The sequence below is a fragment of the Shewanella sp. SW1 genome (assembly GCF_025653545.1).
GTDB classification, from domain to species: domain Bacteria; phylum Pseudomonadota; class Gammaproteobacteria; order Enterobacterales; family Shewanellaceae; genus Shewanella; species Shewanella oncorhynchi.
The window spans coordinates 200,400-221,245 of sequence record NZ_JAKKSG010000002.1 but is presented as its reverse complement, the minus strand read 5'-3'; the positions used below and the strand labels follow the sequence as shown (position 1 = coordinate 221,245).

At 46.9% G+C, this 20,846-nt stretch carries 14 protein-coding genes; 12 read left to right on the top strand and 2 right to left on the bottom strand.

Annotation, left to right across the window (positions count from 1 at the left end):
* Nucleotides 1–3 precede the first annotated feature (3 nt).
* The 7 genes from lpxD to tilS all read left to right on the top strand — a co-directional run bounded on the left by lpxD (nt 4) and on the right by tilS (nt 9,449).
* Nucleotides 4–1,029, top strand: coding sequence for a UDP-3-O-(3-hydroxymyristoyl)glucosamine N-acyltransferase (gene lpxD / locus L5M71_RS02820; RefSeq protein ID WP_105249717.1), 1,026 nt, complete (start codon nt 4–6; stop codon nt 1,027–1,029).
* Nucleotides 1,030–1,060: 31 nt separating this feature from the next.
* A complete protein-coding gene (gene fabZ / locus L5M71_RS02815; protein WP_006080990.1) occupies nt 1,061–1,525 on the top strand; it encodes a 3-hydroxyacyl-ACP dehydratase FabZ in 465 nt (154 codons plus the stop codon).
* Nucleotides 1,522–2,292, top strand: a complete 771-nt coding sequence (gene lpxA, locus L5M71_RS02810) for an acyl-ACP--UDP-N-acetylglucosamine O-acyltransferase (RefSeq protein ID WP_028760598.1) — start codon at nt 1,522–1,524, stop codon at nt 2,290–2,292. The genes fabZ and lpxA overlap by 4 nt, the downstream gene beginning before the upstream one ends.
* Before the next feature lie 241 nt (nt 2,293–2,533).
* Nucleotides 2,534–3,712 carry a lipid-A-disaccharide synthase gene (gene lpxB / locus L5M71_RS02805; RefSeq protein WP_198573603.1) on the top strand — a complete coding sequence of 393 codons (1,179 nt, stop codon included), beginning with the start codon at nt 2,534–2,536 and terminating at the stop codon, nt 3,710–3,712.
* Nucleotides 3,712–4,344, top strand: coding sequence for a ribonuclease HII (gene rnhB / locus L5M71_RS02800; protein ID WP_263206323.1), 633 nt, complete (start codon nt 3,712–3,714; stop codon nt 4,342–4,344). Before lpxB ends, rnhB begins: the two co-directional genes overlap by 1 nt.
* 150 nt (nt 4,345–4,494) lie before the next feature.
* A complete protein-coding gene (gene dnaE, locus L5M71_RS02795; protein ID WP_028760595.1) occupies nt 4,495–7,968 on the top strand; it encodes a DNA polymerase III subunit alpha in 3,474 nt (1,157 codons plus the stop codon).
* A 41-nt stretch (nt 7,969–8,009) separates the two neighbouring features.
* A complete protein-coding gene (gene tilS / locus L5M71_RS02790; RefSeq protein ID WP_263206321.1) occupies nt 8,010–9,449 on the top strand; it encodes a tRNA lysidine(34) synthetase TilS in 1,440 nt (479 codons plus the stop codon).
* A gap of 140 nt (nt 9,450–9,589) precedes the next feature.
* On the opposite strand, the gene L5M71_RS02785 is transcribed toward tilS, so the two are convergent.
* A complete protein-coding gene (locus L5M71_RS02785; RefSeq protein ID WP_105249714.1) occupies nt 9,590–10,480 on the bottom strand; it encodes a GGDEF domain-containing protein in 891 nt (296 codons plus the stop codon).
* 170 nt (nt 10,481–10,650) lie between these two features.
* Here L5M71_RS02785 and L5M71_RS02780 point away from each other — a divergent pair, with 170 nt between their 5' ends.
* A complete protein-coding gene (locus tag L5M71_RS02780) occupies nt 10,651–12,597 on the top strand; it encodes a monovalent cation:proton antiporter family protein (protein WP_263206319.1) in 1,947 nt (648 codons plus the stop codon).
* Between the two features lie 110 nt (nt 12,598–12,707).
* Here the strand turns inward: L5M71_RS02780 and L5M71_RS02775 are convergent, their stop codons facing one another.
* Nucleotides 12,708–12,917 carry a cold-shock protein gene (locus L5M71_RS02775; protein WP_006080998.1) on the bottom strand — a complete coding sequence of 70 codons (210 nt, stop codon included), beginning with the start codon at nt 12,915–12,917 and terminating at the stop codon, nt 12,708–12,710.
* Between the two features lie 565 nt (nt 12,918–13,482).
* Between L5M71_RS02775 and L5M71_RS02770 the strand changes: the two genes are divergently transcribed.
* The 4 genes from L5M71_RS02770 to L5M71_RS02755 all read left to right on the top strand — a co-directional run bounded on the left by L5M71_RS02770 (nt 13,483) and on the right by L5M71_RS02755 (nt 20,812).
* A complete protein-coding gene (locus L5M71_RS02770; RefSeq protein ID WP_263206316.1) occupies nt 13,483–15,342 on the top strand; it encodes a DUF885 domain-containing protein in 1,860 nt (619 codons plus the stop codon).
* 263 nt (nt 15,343–15,605) lie between these two features.
* Complete coding sequence (locus tag L5M71_RS02765; protein ID WP_263206314.1) at nt 15,606–18,827, top strand: DEAD/DEAH box helicase; 3,222 nt, start codon at nt 15,606–15,608, stop codon at nt 18,825–18,827.
* Between the two features lie 50 nt (nt 18,828–18,877).
* Nucleotides 18,878–19,642 (top strand): phosphatase, encoded by a 765-nt coding sequence (locus tag L5M71_RS02760; protein ID WP_028760589.1) that lies wholly within the window; start codon nt 18,878–18,880, stop codon nt 19,640–19,642.
* 6 nt (nt 19,643–19,648) lie between these two features.
* Nucleotides 19,649–20,812 (top strand): SDR family oxidoreductase, encoded by a 1,164-nt coding sequence (locus L5M71_RS02755; RefSeq protein WP_263206312.1) that lies wholly within the window; start codon nt 19,649–19,651, stop codon nt 20,810–20,812.
* Nucleotides 20,813–20,846: the final 34 nt, after the last annotated feature.

The window sequence follows — 20,846 nt, the reverse complement described above, 5'->3', positions numbered from 1 at the left end:
TAGATGAATAGTGTGACTTTAAAAGAGCTATGCCTGTTATTAGACGGTGATATCCAAGGCGACGAAACGCTAATTATTAATAGTGTGGCGACCTTAGAAAATGCCAAGGCGGGTCAGATCTCTTTTTTAGCCAACAGTAAATACCGCTCTCAGCTTGAGGCAACTCAAGCGAGTGCGGTGTTATTGTCAGCTAAAGATGCGCAGGATTATCAAGGTACTGCGTTAATTGTAAAAGATCCATATGTCGGTTTTGCTCGTGTTGCTCAGTATTTGGACACTACACCCAAAGCGGCGGTGGGTATCCATCCTTCGGCACAAATTGATCCTTCAGCCCATTTAGGGGAAGGTGTCGCTATTGGCGCGAATGCTGTGATTGGTGCGAACGTCATTTTAGGTGAAAATGTGCAGATTGGTGCCGGTGTTGTGCTGGGACAAGATGTGGTTATTGGCTCAAAAACACGTTTGTGGGCTAATGTCACCGTCTATCACGATGTGCATTTAGGACAGGATTGTATTATCCATTCGGGTGCCGTATTAGGCTCAGATGGTTTTGGTTATGCTAACGAACGTGGTCAGTGGATTAAAATTCCGCAGACAGGTGGCGTGCGTATTGGCGATCGGGTTGAGATTGGTGCTAATTCAACGGTAGATCGTGGGGCATTAGGCCATACAGAGATCCACGACGGTGTGATTATTGATAACCAAGTGCAAATTGCCCATAACGATATAATCGGCGAAAATACTGCTATTGCAGGCAGTACTACTGTTGCTGGCAGTGTCACTATTGGTAAATATTGTATTATTGGCGGTAGCTGTGCCATCGCAGGTCATTTGAGCATTGCCGATGGTGTGCATGTGTCTGGTGCTACCAATATCACCACTAATATGCGTGAGCCTGGCTTATACTCTTCTGCCACCGTGGCAATGGACAATAAACTTTGGCGTAAAAATACAGTTCGTTTCCGTCAGTTAGATGAACTGTTCCAGCGTGTTAAAACGTTGGAAAAAAATTTAAAAACACCAGATTAATTGCCCCAAGGCAATTTGAGGAACTCGGTTCGTGTCTAATCAAATGAACACTATGGATATTAAAGAAATACTTAAATATCTACCCCATAGATATCCATTCCTATTGATCGATCGTGTGCTTGATTACACTCCTGGTGTTAGTCTGCAGGCGATCAAAAACGTTTCAATAAATGAGCCATTTTTTCAGGGACATTTCCCGATACAACCTGTGATGCCAGGTGTGCTTATTTTAGAAGCGATGGCACAGGCAACTGGCCTGTTAGCCTTTAAAACGATGAGTAGTGATGTACCACCACCAGGTGTGTTGTATTACTTTGCTGGTATCGATAATGCGCGTTTTAGACGTGTGGTTGAGCCAGGAGATCAAATTCATTTTGATGTCAAAATGATTAAAGAGCGCCGCGGGATTGGCGTTTTCTACGGTGAGGCCAAAGTGGATGGTGAAGTGGTTTGTTCCGCTGAAATCATGTGTGCCCGCAGAGAGATTAGTCAGTGATAGATACATTAGCGTTTGTGCATCCCGATGCAAAAATTGGCAATAACGTCACTATTGGCCCTTGGACCTATATCGGTGCGGGCGTCGAAATTGGTGATGATTGTTGGTTGAGTTCCCATGTGGTGGTCAAAGGCCCAACGATTATCGGCAAAGGGAATCGTATTTTTCAATTCGCCTCCGTTGGTGAAGAATGCCAAGACAAAAAGTACGCTGGTGAGCCGACACGACTGATCATTGGCGACAATAACGTCATCCGTGAAAACGTGACCATTCACCGTGGTACAGTTCAAGATAACAGTGAAACCCGTATTGGGTCGAATAACCTGTTTATGAACTATGTGCATATCGCCCATGACTGTGTGGTAGGCGATAATGTCATCATGGCGAATAACGCATCTATTGCAGGTCACGTGCACGTTGGTGATTGGGCTATTTTAGGCGGTATGACAGGTGTGCATCAGTTTGTGCATATTGGTGCCCATGCGTTTACTGCTGGTTGTTCTTTAGTACTGCAGGATGTGCCTCCCTTTGTGATGGCAGCGGGTCAACCGACGGTGCCTCGCGGCTTAAACAGCGAGGGTATGAAGCGTCGCGGTTTTTCTAAAGAAAGCCAGTTAGCCGTACGTCGTGCTTATAAAACCTTATATCGTAGTAGTTTAACGGTAGAAGAAGCGATTGAAGCATTAGCTGAAGATGCGCAGAACGATGAGCAAGTCAAATTACTGCTTGAGTTTGTAAAGTCATCGAGTCGCGGCATTATTCGCTAACTTGATGACCACAAGACAACAAAAGGGCATTTTTATGCCCTTTTGTATTATTGGTTTAAGCCTTTTTTGTGGTAGACGTAGTCGTTAAAAATGCGTTTATTCATCAATGCATTCGACCATAAATGAGCTTAGTCATTAATTGAATCATTAACTTAACATAAGTGTAGGCTTGGAACGATGCATTTTAGGTGCGGTTTACCTCTTCATCCAATGCCATTAATTCATGAGACGTGATTGGTTTATGAGCAATAAAACTCCATTAGTGTTTGCCATGGTTGCCGGAGAACTCTCAGGCGATATTTTAGGTGCAGGTTTAATGGCTGCGCTGCAAAAGACCCATCCCGATGCGCGCTTTGTCGGTATCGGTGGACCCCGCATGGAAGCCCTCGGCTTCAAATCCCTGTTTGCGATGGAAGAACTCGCAGTGATGGGAATCGTTGAAGTGTTATCCCGTCTACCTCGCTTATTAAAAGTGCGGTCATCCTTGATTAAAGAGATCACCGCGCTTAAGCCCGATTGTTTTATTGGTATAGATGCACCGGATTTTAATATAGGCCTCGAGCTTAAACTCAAAGCGTGCGGTATTAAAACCGTTCATTATGTGAGCCCATCCGTGTGGGCATGGCGCCCCAAACGTATATTCAAAATCGCGAAGGCGACCCATATGGTGTTGTCGCTATTGCCATTTGAGAAAGCTTTTTATGACAAGCATCAAGTACCTTGTACCTTTGTGGGTCATACCTTAGCGGATGATATTCCGTTGCGAAGCGATAAAGCGGCGGCGCGCCAGTTACTTGAACTCGATGCCGATGCAGAATATTTAGCGATTCTACCGGGATCCCGTGGTGGCGAGTTAAAGCAACTGGCTGAGCCTTTCGTGAAGGCGGCTTTACTGATTAAGCAGAACTTCCCTGATATACGTTTTGTGACGCCGCTGGTCAATCAAAAACGCCGTGAGCAATTTGAGCAAGCGCTGAAGGATTTTGCACCGGATCTCGAAATTCATATGGTCGAAGGCCAGTCGCGCGAAGTCATGGCGGCTGCCGATGGCATTTTATTAGCATCTGGTACCGCGACGTTAGAAGCCATGTTGGTCAAGCGTCCAATGGTGGTGGCTTATCGTGTTAGCCCTATGACCTATTGGATTGCTAAGCGCATGATGCAGGTCGAGCGTTTTTCTTTACCGAATCTACTGGCTGGCAAAGATCTCGTCCCTGAGCTCATTCAAGAAGATTGCACGCCAGAGAAAATAGCTGCGGCGGTCACAGTCGAGTTAAATCGAGATTTTACGCCGCTCAAAGCTGAGTTTGATGCCCTGCACCAAGTGTTACGCCGTGATGCGAGCTTAAAAGCCGCTGAAGCGGTAATGGCACTGGTTGAGCCTAAACCAAGTCATGCTAAATCGCTGGAGGCTAACTAGTGGCAACTTTTAAAAGTTTAACCGAAGCCGATTTGCTGGCCTTTTCGACGGGATTAATTGCTGGTGTGGATGAAGTCGGCCGTGGGCCTTTAGTTGGTGATGTGGTGACTGCCGCTGTGATTTTAGATCCAAACAAGCCCATCAGTGGTCTGAATGATTCCAAGAAACTCAGTGAGAAGCGCCGCGAAGCTTTGTTTGATGAGATTTGTGAAAAAGCCCTGTGTTATCACGTGGGCCGCGCCAGTCCTGCTGAAATCGATACGCTTAATATCTTGCATGCCACTATGTTGGCAATGCAGCGCGCGGTTGCAGGGCTTAAGATTGCGCCTGCGTTGGTGTTAGTCGATGGCAATCGCAGTCCGGCATTTGTTGCCCATAATGGCGTCTGGCTTACCAGTCACAGCATCATTAAAGGTGATGGTTTAATTGCCAGTATTAGTGCCGCATCGATTATCGCCAAAGTGACGCGGGATCGTGAGATGGATGTGCTCGATGCTGCTTATCCGCAATACGGTTTTGCTAAGCATAAGGGCTATCCGACTAAGGCGCATTTTGAGGCCATCGCCGAACATGGGGTGTTTGACCAATATCGTAAAAGTTTTAAACCCGTCAAGGCATTACTGGGACTATAAGCTGTGCTCCCAAGCTACCTGAAGATACGAGTTTCAGGTTGTTTGGGTATAAGTTCCCGTTATCCAGCAAAGTCACTGGCTCTGGCTGCGTGACTTTGTTAGTCTGCTTTCTAGTTATTGTTAACCTGCTATTCAAAGATAATCCTAATTATGTCCGATCCTCGTTTTGTGCATCTTCGTGTCCACAGTGACTTCTCTATGACCGATGGCGTGGCCAAGGTCAAGCCTATTTTGGCGCAGGTGGAAGCGCAGGGAATGGCTGCGGTCGCCTTGACTGACCAAAATAACTTTTGTGGTTTGGTGAAGTTTTACAGTGGTTGCCATGGTGCGGGGATCAAGCCGATTATTGGTGCCGATTTTTGGATGCAAGTGCCCGGATTTGAAGGCGAATTGTGCGCCTTAACCATTATTGCGATGAACAATGTCGGTTATCAAAATCTGACCCAAATCATCAGTCAGGCTTATTTGCGTGGCCAAGTGGCCGGCCGTGTAGTGATAGACCAAGAGTGGTTACTCACTTATAACGAAGGCATTTTGCTGTTATCGGGCGCCAAAGAAGGCGATCTGGGTAAGGCACTGCTCAAGGGCAATGGCACACAAGTCGAATCTTTATGCGACTTTTATCAGACCCATTTCACTGACCGTTATTTCCTCGAACTTATCCGCACAGGTCGCCCCGATGAAGAGCGTTATCTGCATATGGCTGTGGCCTTAGCGCAGGAGAAGGGCATCCCTGTGGTGGCTACTAATCAGGTGGTGTTTCTTAAACCCGAAGATTTTGATGCCCACGAAATTCGGGTGGCAATTCACGATGGCTTTACCCTTGCGGATCCTCGCCGACCTAAAAAATACAGTGAACAGCAGTATTTACGTAGCGAAGAGGAAATGTGTGAACTATTCGCCGACATTCCTGCGGCGTTGTCGAACAGTGTCGAAATCGCTAAACGCTGTAATGTCACGATTCGTTTATACGAATATTTCCTGCCTAATTTCCCGACGGGCGATATGTCCATTGAAGACTTTCTGGTCGACTGTTCGAAGAAGGGTCTTGAAGAGCGGCTCGAGTTTTTGTTCCCTGATCCTGAGGTGCGCGCCGAGAAACGCGGCGAATACGATGAGCGCCTCGACATTGAACTTAAAGTGATCAACCAGATGGGGTTCCCCGGTTACTTCTTGATCGTGATGGAGTTCATCCAATGGGGTAAAGATAACGGTATTCCAGTAGGGCCTGGTCGTGGCTCGGGCGCGGGTTCACTCGTGGCCTATGCGCTTAAGATTACCGACTTAGACCCATTGGAATTTGACTTACTGTTCGAGCGATTCCTCAACCCTGAGCGGGTTTCTATGCCCGACTTTGACGTCGACTTTTGCATGGATAGACGTGATGAAGTGATCGACCATGTGGCCGAATTGTACGGCCGCGAAGCGGTATCGCAAATCATCACCTTCGGAACTATGGCGGCAAAAGCGGTTATTCGTGACGTTGGCCGTGTGCTGGGTCATCCCTATGGCTTCGTTGACCGAATTTCTAAACTCATTCCACCAGAACCTGGGATGACGCTGGCGAAAGCGTTTGAGGTCGAGCCAGCCCTGCAAGAATCCTATGATGCCGATGAAGACGTAAAAGATCTGATCGACATGTGTCGCAAGCTCGAAGGTGTGACGCGTAACGCGGGTAAACACGCTGGTGGTGTGGTGATTGCACCAACAAAAATTACCGATTTTGCGCCACTCTATTGCGATGCTGAAGGTAAAAACCCAGTAACGCAATTCGATAAAAACGACGTTGAAACCGCAGGTTTAGTTAAATTCGACTTTTTGGGTTTACGTACTTTGACAATCATCGACTGGGCACTGGAGATGGTGAACAAGGTCGAGGTCAAAAACGGTCGCCCACCTGTGCGCATCGAAGCGATTCCGTTAACGGATGCTGCATCTTTCCGCTTGTTGCAAAAATATGAAACCACCGCGGTATTCCAGTTGGAATCCCGCGGTATGAAGGATTTGATTAAACGTCTGCAGCCCGACTGTTTTGAAGACATGATCGCACTGGTGGCATTGTTCCGTCCTGGGCCTTTGCAATCGGGCATGGTAGATAACTTTATCGAGCGTAAGCATGGGCGCGAGGAAGTATCGTATCCCGATTCTCAGTACCAGCATGAATCCCTAAAAGAACTGCTATCGCCGACCTACGGCATTATTCTGTATCAAGAGCAAGTGATGCAGATTGCACAGGTGTTATCGGGTTACACCCTTGGCGGCGCCGACATGTTGCGCCGTGCTATGGGTAAGAAAAAGCCCGAAGAGATGGCCAAGCAGCGCAGTATCTTTAAAGAGGGCGCAATCAATAACGGTGTCGACGGCGACTTGTCGATGAAGATCTTCGACTTAGTGGAAAAGTTCGCCGGCTACGGTTTTAACAAATCTCACTCAGCCGCCTATGCGCTTGTGTCTTATCAGACATTATGGCTAAAAACCCATTATCCTTCGCAGTTTATGGCGGCGGTAATGTCGGCCGATATGGACAACACAGATAAAATTGTGACTTTGGTCGATGAATGTGAGCGTATGGGGCTACCGCTCATTCCTCCGGATGTGAACAAAGGCTTGTTCAAATTTACCGTCGATGATGATTTGCGCATCGTTTATGGCATTGGCGCCATTAAAGGCGTGGGTGAAGGTCCAGTTGAATCGATTTTAGAGGCGCGTAAAGATGGCCCCTTCGTGGATCTATTCGATTTCTGTGCCCGTATTGATTTGAAAAAGCTCAATAAGCGCGTGATTGAAAAGCTGATCTGCGCGGGCGCACTCGATACTCTTGGGCCGCATCGTGCGTCTATGATGGCAACCTTGCCCGAAGCGATTCGCGCTGCCGATCAACATGCAAAAGCAGAGGCGATTGGCCAACACGATATGTTTGGTTTGCTCAACAGTGAACCCGAAGACAGTAAGCAGCAGTTTGTCGAATGTACCCCATGGCCAGATAAAATTTGGCTCGAAGGCGAGCGCGAAACCCTAGGCTTGTATTTGACCGGTCATCCGATCAATCAATATTTAAAAGAGCTTAAGCATTACACGTCCGGTCGTTTGAAAGATGTGCATCCCACCGAACGCGGTAAAACCGCTAAGGCTGCGGGTTTAGTGGTGGCAACGCGAGTGATGCTGACCAAACGCGGCTCGAAAATGGGTCTGTTGACGCTCGATGATAAGAGCGCACGTCTTGAAATCATGTTGTTTACCGAAGCCTTTGAAAAGTTTAATCATCTGCTGGAGAAAGACCGCATCCTCATTTGTGAAGGTGAGGTGAGTTACGATGATTTTGCCGGCGGCAACCGTATGACGGCGCGTAACATCATAGATATCAGTGAGGCGCGCAGCCACTTTGCCAAAGCGCTGGAAATTGATATGGATGGCAGCGAGTTAACGCCATCGGCGTTAGACACTTTCGAGCAAGCCCTAAGCCCGTGGCGTAACGGCGCCGTGCCTGTGGTGATCAATTACACTCAAGCTCAAGCCAAAGGTCAGTTTAGGTTAGCCGATGCTTGGCGAGTGAATCCGACCGATGACTTGATGCTCTCGCTCGAATCGCTCCTCGGGCCAAACAAGGTGAGAATTTTATTCTAATGTTGGCGAATGTCTTAGGTGTAAACAGATGAAGTTAACTTATGTCGGCTAAGCGTGACGAAGCGTCGACTGCTGGCGATCTCAGCGCGCATATCTGTGATTTTTTGGCTGCGCAATCCTTAGCGCCTGACAGCAAGTTAGTACTGGCTTACAGTGGTGGGGTTGATTCCGAAGTCTTGGCCTTTGGTTTAAGCCAGTTTGCACGGCAACATCCGGAGTTTAATTATCAGCTAGTGTATGTACACCATGGCCTAAGCGATAACGCTGAGGCTTGGGCACAGCATTGCCTTGAGCGGGGCCAGTATTACGACCTGCCCGTGACGGTTGAGCGAGTCGCGGTTAATCGTGGACCAAGATTGAGCCTTGAAGCCGAAGCTCGAAAAGTCCGTTATCAAGCGATTGAACGGCATTTAAGCGAAAATGATGTGTTGTTGACAGCTCACCATGAAGACGATCAGCTCGAAACTATTCTGCTGGCGCTCAAACGTGGTCAAGGCCCGAAAGGGCTGGCGGCCATGGGGCAAGTACAAGCATTAGCACAAGGCAAACAATTGCGGCCGTTATTGGATATCAGCCGTGAGCAGATTGAAGCCTACGCAAAACAGCAGGGCTTAGTGCATATTGAAGATGAAAGTAATCAAGACGATAAGTACGATCGAAATTTTTTACGCTTAGAAATCATTCCCCGCTTAAAAGCGCGTTGGCCGAGTATTGCGACAACTGCGAGTCGCAGTGCGGCATTGTGCGCCGAACAACAGGCGACGCTGGATTTACAGGTGAGTGAACGTTTACCTTTATGGTTAACCCAAGCGCCTTACCATACTCAAAGTGTATTCAAGCTCGATGGTTTTGCCGAACAGTCAGCCGACTGGCAAGCGTTACTCTTGCGTGGCTTTATTGAATCCCAAGGTTTTGCTTTGCCCTCAAAGGTGCAGCTTAAGCAAATCATCACTCAGCTTCTTAACGCGAAAGACGATGCTAAAGTGCATATTCGAGTGGGTGAGTGTGAAATCCGCCGCTTTGCTAATCAAGTCTATTTATTCAAGTATCAAACTCACAAACGTCACACTCAGCCTGTGAGTTGGACCTTGCCACAGCATGACTTTATTTCTTTATTACAGGGAGATAGTACCGAATTAGTCGTGTTGCCAGAGGGCTTAGCGAATGGTGAGCAGATTAGGCTGATAGTGACAGAACAAGGTCCCAGAGTCCGTTTACCTTTGCCTGATGAAGTCGTTAGTGTGCGTTATCAACTTGCGGGACAATTTCGCTGCCACCCGCATTCTCGGGGTAAGGGGCGAGAATTAAAGAAACTGTGGCAAGAGTTTGCCATTCCGCCTTGGGTACGCGAAAAGGTGGGGTTTGTGTTTTATGGCGAGCAACTGGTGATGGCAATTGGACTGTGGGTTGAAAAGGGCTTTATTGTTGAGTCGAATGGACTTGGTTTACAGGTGTTTGTTGAGGAAGCAAAGGAATTCTAGTCGAGAGTTAATCCTGGAATATTGGTGTGTTCTAGGAAAGCGAGAGGAGAGTGGAACGCAGCGCGTCAGTTTGATTTAGACCTTTATGGGGTACGCGCTGCGAGTGAGTTATCGCATTTCATTTGGCATCCCTGCGCGTGTTAAACTAATTGATTTTGGCTGAGTTTATAGCAGTTACGTCCGGCGGCTTTGGCTTGATAAAGCGCCTTATCGGCAAGTTCATAAAGTTGTTCGGCTTCAATAGTATCGTGTGATTCTGCCGCCCCTAAACTACAGCTCACCCCAAATTGATTGAAACTACTGTGCTGATTGATTACCGAGACAATCCGTTCACATAACAAGCCAGCCGCATGAATATTGCCTTGGACAATAATGACGAATTCATCACCACCAATCCGGAAGGCTTGATCTGTGTTGCGTATGGTTGCACGAATGATGTCACCAAATTCCTTCAGAATATAGTCACCACATTTATGGCCGAATTTATCATTAAGTTGTTTAAAGTTATCAAGATCGAGCACTATGAGAGCGACTGCTCCTTGTTTTCGATGGGCTCTGGCGGTCGCATTACTGAGACTCTGACTGTAATAATGGCGATTGCCTAAGCCAGTGAGCGAGTCAAACATAGCTTGCATCGACATTTCTTGATATTGCAACGCATTTAATAAAGGTTGCAATAACAGCGGTTCAATATCCTGTAAGTTTGAGGTTTGTGATGGCGTAAATGGCGTCACCAGTTGGTACTGAATCGTTAATGGCATTCCTGCACACATGAGCTGTCGTTTGACGCTGATACCATAACGTTTGCCCCAGCTGAATTTGTGCTCGCCATAGGTTAAGCGCACGCCTTGGATCGGCAAGTGTTGTCCCAGCACTTTGCCATAGCAGGCAAAGACTGTCCTTGGATCTAAACTGGCGTGCAGTTGTTGGATCACTTGTATCAAGTCCAATGGATTATCATTGGGACTATAATGTTCTGTTTGATAGCGATATTCGTCGGGATACAGCTCGGTCGCTAGGCCAAAGTCCATAATCATCACTCCAGCAAATGTTAGTGCGATACATCTCTAACCTAGTCTAAGCAAATACCGTGCCGCAATATTTTTTAATAAAATTTGTCTTTGTTAGTCATTCAGTTAAGCTTAAAACTGAGAGTTAGATTTTTTGACACGTCAGCATTTTGACAGGAGTCATAGCCCCAATGGAACATAGCTTTTTAATCCAAGTATTACTTATGCTCGTGATTGCCATTGTGGCCATTGCTGTGCTGCGCCGTTTGGGCCTACCCGCAATTCTGGCTTATTTACTCACAGGTGTTGTGAGTGGACCGAGCGGTTTTCATTGGTTTACCCAGCATCAAATGCAATCTGTCGCTGAACTTGGGGTTGTGCTACTGATGTTTACCTTAGGCTTAGAGTTCTCTGTGCCGCGGCTGTGGGCCATGCGCCGCACTGTATTTGGCTTAGGCAGTGCGCAGATGGTGATCACGACCCTGTTGACTATGGGCGTGGCCCTATTGTGCGGCCTGAATTGGGTTGAAGCCTTGGTTATCGGTGCTGCCATCGCGTTGTCATCTACTGCTATTGTCCTCAAATTACTCAATGAACAGGGATGGCTGAGGCGCCGTCACGGTGAACTCTCCGTCAGCGTGCTTTTGTTCCAAGATTTAGCGGTTGTGCCGTTGTTGATCCTATTGCCATTATTGGCCAATGGTGGCGAACCTTTGATGGTCGCGGACATCGCCTTTGCCTTGCTTAAAGGCATATTGGCTTTTTTCCTCTTAATGGCGTTTGGTAAGTGGGCGTTGCCGCGGATATTTGATGAGGTTGCGCGTTCTCGCTCCAATGAGCTGTTTGTATTATCGACCTTAGTCGTTGCGCTTGTCACAGGGGCTTTTACTCAGTGGCTAGGATTATCTATGGCGCTGGGGGCATTTATGGCGGGTATGCTGCTGGGAGAAAGCCAGTACCGCCGCCAACTTGAGGCGGATATACGACCGTTTCGCGATCTATTGATGGGGCTGTTTTTCATTTCCATCGGCATGATGCTCGACTTTACCTTAGTGATGCGTTTCTGGTGGCAGATATTGTTGATCTTAGTGGCCGTTGTACTCGGTAAGGCGCTGATCATTCATGGGATCTTAAGATCGGTTGGTGAACCCTTTCGGATTGCGATGAGCACCGCCATGAGCCTAGCCCAAGTGGGCGAGTTCAGTTTTGTGGTGTTGGCTTTAGCGGTTAACTATCAACTTCTAGATAATGAAATCAGTACCATGTTAGTCATGGTCGCCGTGCTTTCCATGACGATAGCCCCGTGGTTAGTTCGCCATAGCGTGGATATTGCTAAGTGGGTGTTAGGAATAAGGCAGGCAAAACATGTGGATGAAGCTGTGCCACTCTTGATGGATGAGCATGATCTGGTGATGATTTTTGGTTACGGCCGAGTCGGGCAGACCATTGCCCGTTTTTTGAAAACCGAAGCCGTACCTTATCTGGTCATGGATCTCGATCCGACTCGTGTCTCTGAGGCGCGCCGTGCTGGCGAACCTATTTATTTTGGTGATGTGTGTAAACGGGCGATGTTAAAACAAATAGGCGTTAAGCAGGCCAAGATGATCGTCATCACTTTTTGTGAGTCGCGCAGTTTGGAAGAAGTTCTACCCTTATGTAAGTTATTGGCGCCAGACGCTAAAATTTTAGTCAGAACTAAAGACGACAGTGATTTAGACTTACTGAAAAAAGCCGGTGCCAATCAAGTGATCCCAGAATCTTTGGAAGGCAGCCTGATGTTAGTGTCACAGGTGTTACATCAATGTGGTGTGCCACTGGCGCGCATTTTAAAACGCTTAGAGTCAGAGCGGCGCAATCATTATCAATTTTTACATGGCTTCTTTTCCGGTACAGAAACCGACTTCACCTTAGAGTCATTGCATGCGGTGGCGTTACCGCGTGGTGCAGATGCGATTGGTAAAACCGTTGCCGATATCCTGTGGGAAACACTGAAAGTAGAGCTAAGGGCGATTCGTCGCAATGGCGCTGAAGTGGAACATCCTGAGCAGGACTGGGTTTTTCGTGCAGGGGATATCTTACTGATAGTGGGTAAACCACGACGACTTGAGAAAGCTGAGGCTAAGCTCTTACATGGCTAAAGGCCTGAGGTTCACTCTTTTGAGATGGATGAAAATGCAGATATAAAAATGCCGACATAGTGTCGGCATTTTTGTCTGGAACTTGTTAACTTAAATTAGACAAAGTCTAATTACAGAATAACTACGTTCGCAGCTTGAGGACCTTTTTGGCCTTGTTCGATGTCAAAAGAAACCTTTTGACCTTCAGCAAGAGTTTTAAAGCCTTCTGAAACGATTGCGCGGAAATGAACGAATGCGTCAGCGCCACCATTGTCAGGAGAAATAAAACCAAAACCTTTATCTTCGTTAAACCATTTAACTACACCAGTAGTTTTAGACATGAATGTCTCCAAAATTTTCAAACAAATAATTCGCAATTATGCGGTATGTTAGCCAGAAATAGAATTATTTACATTGATGATAAGTTATGAGTGGAAAGCTTCATGACAGCAAAAAAAATATTACAGGCGTAGCGAAGGTTTTCAAATACATAATATTGCTTATAAATAGGTCTGAATCACAGGCCGGAGTGCAGATTAACATACTCTAGGGGTTTGTATAGTTTTATTTTTAAATACCTCTCATCTCGAAACTGCTTTTTTGCGATTTATTGAGTGCGAAATTAGATATAACTCTTAATATTCAAAGTAATAGGTTTGTGTTTGATTGTTGGCTAGTGTAAAAATATTTTTTATGTTTGCCAGACTGACTTGCGATTAACCTTTCAATCCGTTCCATGAGGTTTAAATGCGGCTTGTATGCTTAGGTAAGAATTCTGTCACGATCTGTTACGTTATTGAATTGTTGCTTATTTGTGGTTGATGGTATTCTCGTCATTCAATAAAAACGTGCTTGAGCTATGGATTCAGGACGATAACTTTAGATTGAATATAATAAGAATGGAGAATGACGTTGAAAACAGTACTAAAACGGATTGGACTCGGCAGCTTAGTCTTAGTGCTGTTATTAGTGGCGCTGGCCGCCCATGAATGGTTTGCGAAAAAGCCGTTTTTCTTTCGCGCATTTCTAGACCGCAGTGTGGTCAAGATGGCTTTCGAAAGCCCTGAGACCTTAACCTCATTGGGTTTCTTAGAATCGGTAGGGATTACAGGCCATAACGCCGAGTTGGATGACGATAGTCCAGAGGCGATGGATAAGACTTTCGGGCAAGTGCGAGATCTGCGTGAAACCCTATTGAGCTATTCCGATGCGGATTTAGATGAAAATCAACGTATCTCCAAGGATATTGCCCTATATCTTGCCGATTTCGCATTGGTCTCTGAGCCGTATCGTTACCATAACTATCCGCTGAATCAGTTATTTGGCGTGCAAAACGGGTATCCAAGCTTTATGCAGGCGCAGCACCAAGTGCATTCTGTGGGCGATGCAGAAAACTATCTGTCGCGTTTACAAAAGGTGAAACTTAAGTTTGCGCAAACTCTCGAAGGTTTAAAAATTCGTGAGGCTAAAGGGATTATTCCGCCTAAGTTCGTGATTGAGCGGGTGCTCACCGAGATGAATGATTTTGTCGCGACGCCGATTCAAGACAATATTCTCTACAGTTCCTTCAAAACTAAATTGGCTGACACGGATATCAGTGCCGATGAGCAAGCACGGTTATTGGCAGCGGTGGAAGCGGACATTAAAGGTTACGTGCATCCAGCGTATCAATTATTTATCGACTACCTTACCCAGCTACAAGCCAAAGCTGGGACGGATGATGGTTATTGGGCGCTGCCAAATGGTAACCTTGCCTATGAGCAATTGCTGAAGTTCTTTACGACCACTAATTACACTGCGGACGAAATCCATGCCAAAGGGCTCGCTGAGGTAGATCGCATTCAAAATGAAATCATGACTATATTAGCCGCTGAAGGTTACGATGTGGGCCAAGGTTTCTCGGTCGCGATTGAAGCATTAGCCGCCGATCCTAAGTTTTACTACGAGGATAGCGATGCGGGTAGGGCGCAAATCCTCGTCGATTATCAAGCGATTCTTGATGAAGTGAATGCGGGACTCGGTGATGCCTTTCGTATTCGACCCGAAGCGGGCATGGAAGTGGTGCGTATTCCTGAGTTTAAAGAGAAAACGGCACCGGGTGCCTATTATCAGCAGCCCGCGATTGACGGTAGTCGTCCAGGGCGTTTCTATGCCAATTTATATGACATCAAGGCCACGCCTAAATACGGTATGCGCACTTTAGCCTACCACGAGGGGATCCCTGGGCATCATTTCCAAATTGCGGTGGCGATGGAGTTAGAAGGTATGCCACTTATTCGTAAGATGGCGCCTTTTACGGCGTACATTGAAGGTTGGGCTTTATATAGCGAACGTTTGGCTTGGGAGCTCGGTTTTCAAAAGGATCCCTTTGATAATATCGGTCGTCTGCAGGCTGAGTTGTTCCGCGCTGTGCGTCTAGTGGTGGATACGGGTATTCATCATAGTCGTTGGACTCGCGAGCAAGCGATTGACTATATGAAGAAAAATACTGGCATGTCCGATCGCGATGTCACGGCTGAGATTGAGCGTTATATCGTTATGCCAGGTCAAGCGACGGCTTATAAAGTTGGCATGATGAAAATTCTCGAACTGCGCGAAAAAGCCAAGTTGGCCTTAGGTGATAAGTTCGATCTCAGGGATTTCCACGATGTAGTTCTGAAGAATGGTGCAGTTCCTTTGGATATCTTAGAAACACTGGTCGACCGCTACATTGCTGATAAAAAAAGTGCTGGGGCTAAAGCCACTGACGCTAAAGCGAAAATTTAGCGTTTGGCGGTAACAGTTAATGCTTGGATATTAATAGTAAAGCATTATTTATCAATTACTTACATCCAAGTGAGGCCAATTCCATGTCTGCGGATAAGTTTGTTATTTTTATCCTGCGGGCATGGTGGGGTAGTCTATCGTGGCTATCATTCTGGCTTTCGGCCAAGGCTTTCAATACAATCCCACACAACTTATTGATAAATGTCGCGCGGCAATGGCTTGCTATTGCTCGGAGTTGATATTTTTAGTTTCAAGGTTTTTACATGAATCGCTTGTCCCCCCAAGATCCTATCCAATTGACTCGAACCACTATAGAGTCATTATTCACGCCGCCAACCTTAATGCGCGCCCGTGATTATGTGATGAAAGGACGGGTGTTGAGCGCTAAAGCGAACGCCGATTTTCGTCATATTGAAGGTCGTGTCATGGGGACGGAATCCCAGCCCTATCGGCAGGATATTCGCCTTGTCAGCATGAACCATAAGTTGATCATGAATGGCTTCTGTTCATGTCCCGCCACTGGGCATTGCAAACATATTGCTGCCGTACTTTACAGTTTACTGAGTGATAGAACCGTTGAAGATCAACGTATTGCTCAGTGGTTACATCTGCTAGACGAAAGTGATGATCTCATGGTTTCAAATGTCGATTTACTCTACGACGATCGCGTGCTCTACGTATTATCTAAAGATGATAACGGTGTGTTTCTTGAGCTAAGAAAAGGCAAGTTGGCAAAGAATGGCGGCTATAACAAAGGCTCGAAAATCGCTTTGTCTGACGTGCAATATTATATGCCCGCTTGGATTGGCGCAGAAGATGTGCTCATCATTAATCTCATCATGTCAACCCGTCGCCATGGTGCCTCGCGTCTGTATCTTAAAGCTCAGTTAGGTGCCATGGCACTGGAAAAAATGCTCGTCACTGGGCGGTGTTTTTGGGAGGAGAGTCGTTTACCGCTCACCCGAGGTGAAGCGAGCAAGCCTGAATTCATTTGGCTAGATAAGGATGCCGAGCATAAACAAATGCAGTTAATGCTGCCCAATAAAGACAATTGGGAGCTTATCCCCTGTGAGCCACCGACTTATATCGATTTAGATTATTTTAAAGTGGGCGCATTGGACACTGAGATCAGTGTTGAAAAGCTGTTATTACTCAGTCAGATGCCTCCAGTGCCTAGCTCACAGATTGAACTGGTGAGCCACAAACTGATTAAGCATTTTTCGGCGAAAACGGTACCTACACCTGCTTTGATTGATTTTGTCGAGCTGCAAGTGCCGCTTCAAGTTAGGTTGACCTTAACCTCGCAGGATTTACCTGAGTTTGCTATGGCGCAGCCATTAGTGCTGTTGGAATTTGTCTATCAAGACGTGGTGCTCGGCGGCCAATATCCCGACGAGCCCTTGTCCTTAGTCACTCATCAAGGCAAAACCTATCAAGTCGTGCGTCAACTCGATGCGGAAATGGATGCGATTAATCGTCTGATGGCATTGGAACTGGTGGAGCTGGCGCCTTCTTTTATCCCAAACAGTGGCAGCTATGTCAGTATTTGGGGGTTAGGTTCACTGCCTGAAACGATTGATGCTTGGTTGCACTTTATTCAACAGGAAATCCCGATCCTGGAGGCCTTGGGCTACCAAGTGCATTTTGCCGACAATTTCAGCTTAAATGTCATTGAGACTCCGCTGGCGATTGAGCTGGATGATACGCAAGAGGGGTGGTTTTCTCTGTCACTGAATGCTGATATCGATGGTCAAATCGTGCCTATGTTGCCCTTAATTGCCACTTGGCTTAAGCAGTACGGTGAGCCCGCCGATGATGCAGAACTACTGTTACCAAGCCCAAATGGTGATTGGTTAAAAGTCAAAGCCAGCGTGATTAAGCCGCTGATCAGCATTATTTTAGAACTGTTCGATAGCCACAAAGGCAACAGCGTGTCTTTGCCTAAATACCGTGCCCACCTATTAAATGATTTTGCCGACAGTGATATTCGTCTGCTTAATGGTGAACGAGTGCGCAGTTTAGCGACTAAGCTCGAAAATTTTAACGGTGTGTTAGAGGTCGCAGTCCCAGACAACTTAAATGCTGAATTACGTCAGTATCAACAGCAAGGGTTGAATTGGCTCTGTTTCTTAAAGGAATATCAGCTTGGCGGTATTTTGGCCGATGATATGGGGCTGGGTAAAACCATTCAAACCTTGGCTTTTTTACTCAAGCAGCAAGAACTAAAATCCACGGTGGCAAGTTGTTCACCGAGTTTAATTATTTGCCCAACGAGCTTGGTGGGTAATTGGGCGAAAGAAGCCGCGAAATTTGCGCCTTCGTTAAAGCTAGTCGTTATTCATGGTGCTTTACGCAAGCCTTTGCTCGAACGCTTAAATGAGTTTGATATTGTGGTGACGACCTATCCGCTGATTGTGCGCGACAGTGACTATTATCAACGGCAGGTGTTTGAACATATCGTGCTGGATGAAGCGCAGCAGATAAAAAATGCGCAGGCGAAAGTGACTCAAGTGATTAAAGATCTTAAAGCGCCGTTTAGATTGTGCCTGTCGGGTACGCCGCTTGAAAATCACTTAGGCGAACTTAAGTCCTTGATGGATTTTAGTTTGCCAGGATTACTCGGCACGAATGCCTTCTTTAACAAATCCTTTAGGCACAAAATCGAACGTTATGGCGATATGGAGCAAGCGCAAATCTTGAGTCAGCGGATTGCGCCTTTTGTGTTGCGTCGAACCAAAGATGAAGTGGTCGGTGAATTACCCCCTAAAACCGAAATTTACCAGAGTTTAGAGTTAGAAAAAGATCAGCGTAATCTCTACGAGAGTATTCGACTGGTGATGGAGAAAAAACTGCGGGATTTATTTGCCACTCAAGGCGTTGGTAGCAGTCATATCGAGTTTCTCGATGCCTTACTTAAGCTACGCCAAGCCTGCTGTGATCCGCGCTTGGTGAAGTTAGAGCAAGCGCAGAAAGTGAAGAATAATGCTAAGTTAGACTGGCTGAAGCAGAACTTACCAGAAATGGTGCAAGAGGGGCGTAAGATATTGATTTTCAGCCAGTTCACTAGCATGCTCAGTTTAATTGAAGCTGAGCTGGTGGACTTGGGGCTCGATTACAGTAAGCTCACAGGACAAACTCGCCTGCGCCAAGCGCAGATAGATAAGTTCCAAGAGGGCGATACGCCTGTGTTCTTAATCAGCTTAAAAGCGGGCGGCACTGGGCTCAATCTCACCGCGGCGGATACTGTGATCCACTATGATCCCTGGTGGAATCCTGCGGCGGAAAAACAGGCTACGGATAGAGCCCATCGTATCGGCCAAGATAAGCCCGTTTTTGTCTATAAGCTGATTGCAGAAGGTACAGTAGAAGAGAAAATCCAAGAAATGCAGCAGCATAAGCAAAGTTTGGCGGACAGTATTCTCGAGGGTAAAGGCAAGGGCACATGGCAAGGAAGCGCCGATGAACTGTTATCGCTCTTTAGCTAAATCGTGGCCAGTTTTTCTAAATTGATTGAATCATTTGACTGAGGTGAACCATGCAGTACCAAGTCGACACTCATACCCATACTGTGGCTTCGAGCCATGCTTATAGCACGATTCATGACTACTTAGCGGTGGCAAAGCAGAAGGGGATTCGCCTATTTGCCACCACAGATCATGGGCCTGCGATGGCCGATGCGCCGCATTTTTGGCACTTTGTGAATTTAAGAGTTTTGCCACGTATGGTTGATGGCGTCGGGATTTTGCGGGGTATCGAAGCTAATATCAAAAATATCGACGGCGAGATTGATTTCTTTGGTGATTATTTAAAGCAGCTCGATATTGTGCTCGCAGGATTTCATGAGCCCGTCTATCCTCCGTCAGATAAAGCGACTCACACAGAGGCCATGATTAATGCGATTAAGAGCGGCAAGGTTGATATCATTACTCATCCTGGAAACCCCGCCTATCCAATTGATATTGAAGCCGTTGCCCGCGCCGCCGCTGAATACGGTGTGGCGCTCGAAATTAACAATTCCTCCTTTGAAGTGTCCCGTAAGGGCAGCGAAGCCAATTGCACTGCGATTGCCAAAGCGGCCAAGGAATTTGGCACGATTTTAGTTATGGGCTCTGATTCCCATGTGGCTTTTAGCTTAGGCGGTTTTGCGCGGGCGCAAGCGATTATCGATGAAGTGGCTTATCCGCCATCACGATTACTCAATCGTAGTCCTTCAGCACTCTTGGCCTTTTTAGCCGCCCGTGGCCATGAAACCGTTGCTGATTTGATCCCCTTATTCAGTGACGATGAGCCATGCTGTTGATTAGTGATGAAAATAGTGGCAACTAAAGTGACGCCACTTCAATGCGGGGCGGCGAGTGCCACAGTCGCTAACACTCCTCAAGTGGTGTTAATCACTGGCGCGAAGAGTCAGCTCGCTCAGGCCTTGCTGAGAGTCGCTGCCGATATTAGCGAGCTAGTCCCAAATACCAGCACAAGTACAAACTCAGTCGCACCAATTAAGCTTTATGCGCTGAGTCGCAATCAGTTAGACATTACCGATGCCGCCAATATTGCTGCCGTGTTTACTCAATATCGACCAAGCTGGGTGATCAATTGTGCGGCCTATAATGCGGTCGACGCAGCTGAGTATGATGCAATCGAAGCCAATCGCGTGAATGCACTCGGCCCTGAGTTATTGGCGCAGCAATGTTGGCTGTCGGGGGCGCGCCTACTGCATGTGTCGAGCGATTATGTGTTTGGTGGTCATGCTGTTTGCGAGATTGCTCATGCAGCTGAACGTGCAGTGGGTGATGCTAGAGAAAGTGGCGTTAAACAGCATCAAAACCCTGACTCAGCTTCAAATTCAAACCCAAACCCAAATCCAAACCAAGTTCATGTACCAAGGCCATTTGTTGAACTTGATGCTCCCGAGCCGTTGTCTGCTTACGGCAAGAGTAAGTTGCTCGGCGAGCAGAAGGTATTGGCGGTTCTGGGCGAGGATGCAACGATTGTGCGCACCTCATGGCTCTACGGTCAAAATGGGCATAATTTTGTCCAAACCATGCTGAACTTGATGCGCACTCAACCAAGATTGCAGGTGATAGTCGATCAAATCGGCTGTCCGACGTGGAGTGATGCACTCGCTAAGGTGATTTGGCCATTAGTCATGCAACAGTGCTCGGGCGTATTTCATTACAGCGCTCAAGGCCAATGCAGTTGGTATGAGTTTGCCTGTGAAATCCAGCGACAAGCCCTAGCGCTCAATCTGCTAAGTCTGCCAGTAGTTATCCAGCCGATTACCAGCGCTCACTATGCTAAACAAGCATTGAATCGCGGCGTGAGTTTGGCAAAAAGGCCGAGTTATAGTGTGTTGAACAGTGGTAAATTACGCTCCACTTTGGTGACCAATAACACACAGTCGATACCTGATAACGTGGAGTGGCAAGATTGGCGTCAGCAACTGAATTGCATGTTGCGGCGGTTATCTTGACGATAATGAGCGTGACTCACATTTTGCTTTAGGC

Bases quoted from the DNA above. Each gene is read 5' to 3' on its own strand.
- L5M71_RS02755 (WP_263206312.1), top strand. From the start codon at position 19,649: ATGAAAATAGTGGCAACTAAAGTGACGCCACTTCAATGCGGGGCGGCG.
- L5M71_RS02780 (WP_263206319.1), top strand. From the start codon at position 10,651: ATGGAACATAGCTTTTTAATCCAAGTATTACTTATGCTCGTGATTGCC.
- tilS (WP_263206321.1), top strand. From the start codon at position 8,010: ATGTCGGCTAAGCGTGACGAAGCGTCGACTGCTGGCGATCTCAGCGCG.
- L5M71_RS02775 (WP_006080998.1), bottom strand. From the start codon at position 12,917: ATGTCTAAAACTACTGGTGTAGTTAAATGGTTTAACGAAGATAAAGGT.
- L5M71_RS02770 (WP_263206316.1), top strand. From the start codon at position 13,483: ATGACGTTGAAAACAGTACTAAAACGGATTGGACTCGGCAGCTTAGTC.
- lpxD (WP_105249717.1), top strand. From the start codon at position 4: ATGAATAGTGTGACTTTAAAAGAGCTATGCCTGTTATTAGACGGTGAT.
- L5M71_RS02760 (WP_028760589.1), top strand. From the start codon at position 18,878: ATGCAGTACCAAGTCGACACTCATACCCATACTGTGGCTTCGAGCCAT.
- L5M71_RS02765 (WP_263206314.1), top strand. From the start codon at position 15,606: ATGAATCGCTTGTCCCCCCAAGATCCTATCCAATTGACTCGAACCACT.
- dnaE (WP_028760595.1), top strand. From the start codon at position 4,495: ATGTCCGATCCTCGTTTTGTGCATCTTCGTGTCCACAGTGACTTCTCT.
- L5M71_RS02785 (WP_105249714.1), bottom strand. From the start codon at position 10,480: ATGGACTTTGGCCTAGCGACCGAGCTGTATCCCGACGAATATCGCTAT.
- lpxB (WP_198573603.1), top strand. From the start codon at position 2,534: ATGAGCAATAAAACTCCATTAGTGTTTGCCATGGTTGCCGGAGAACTC.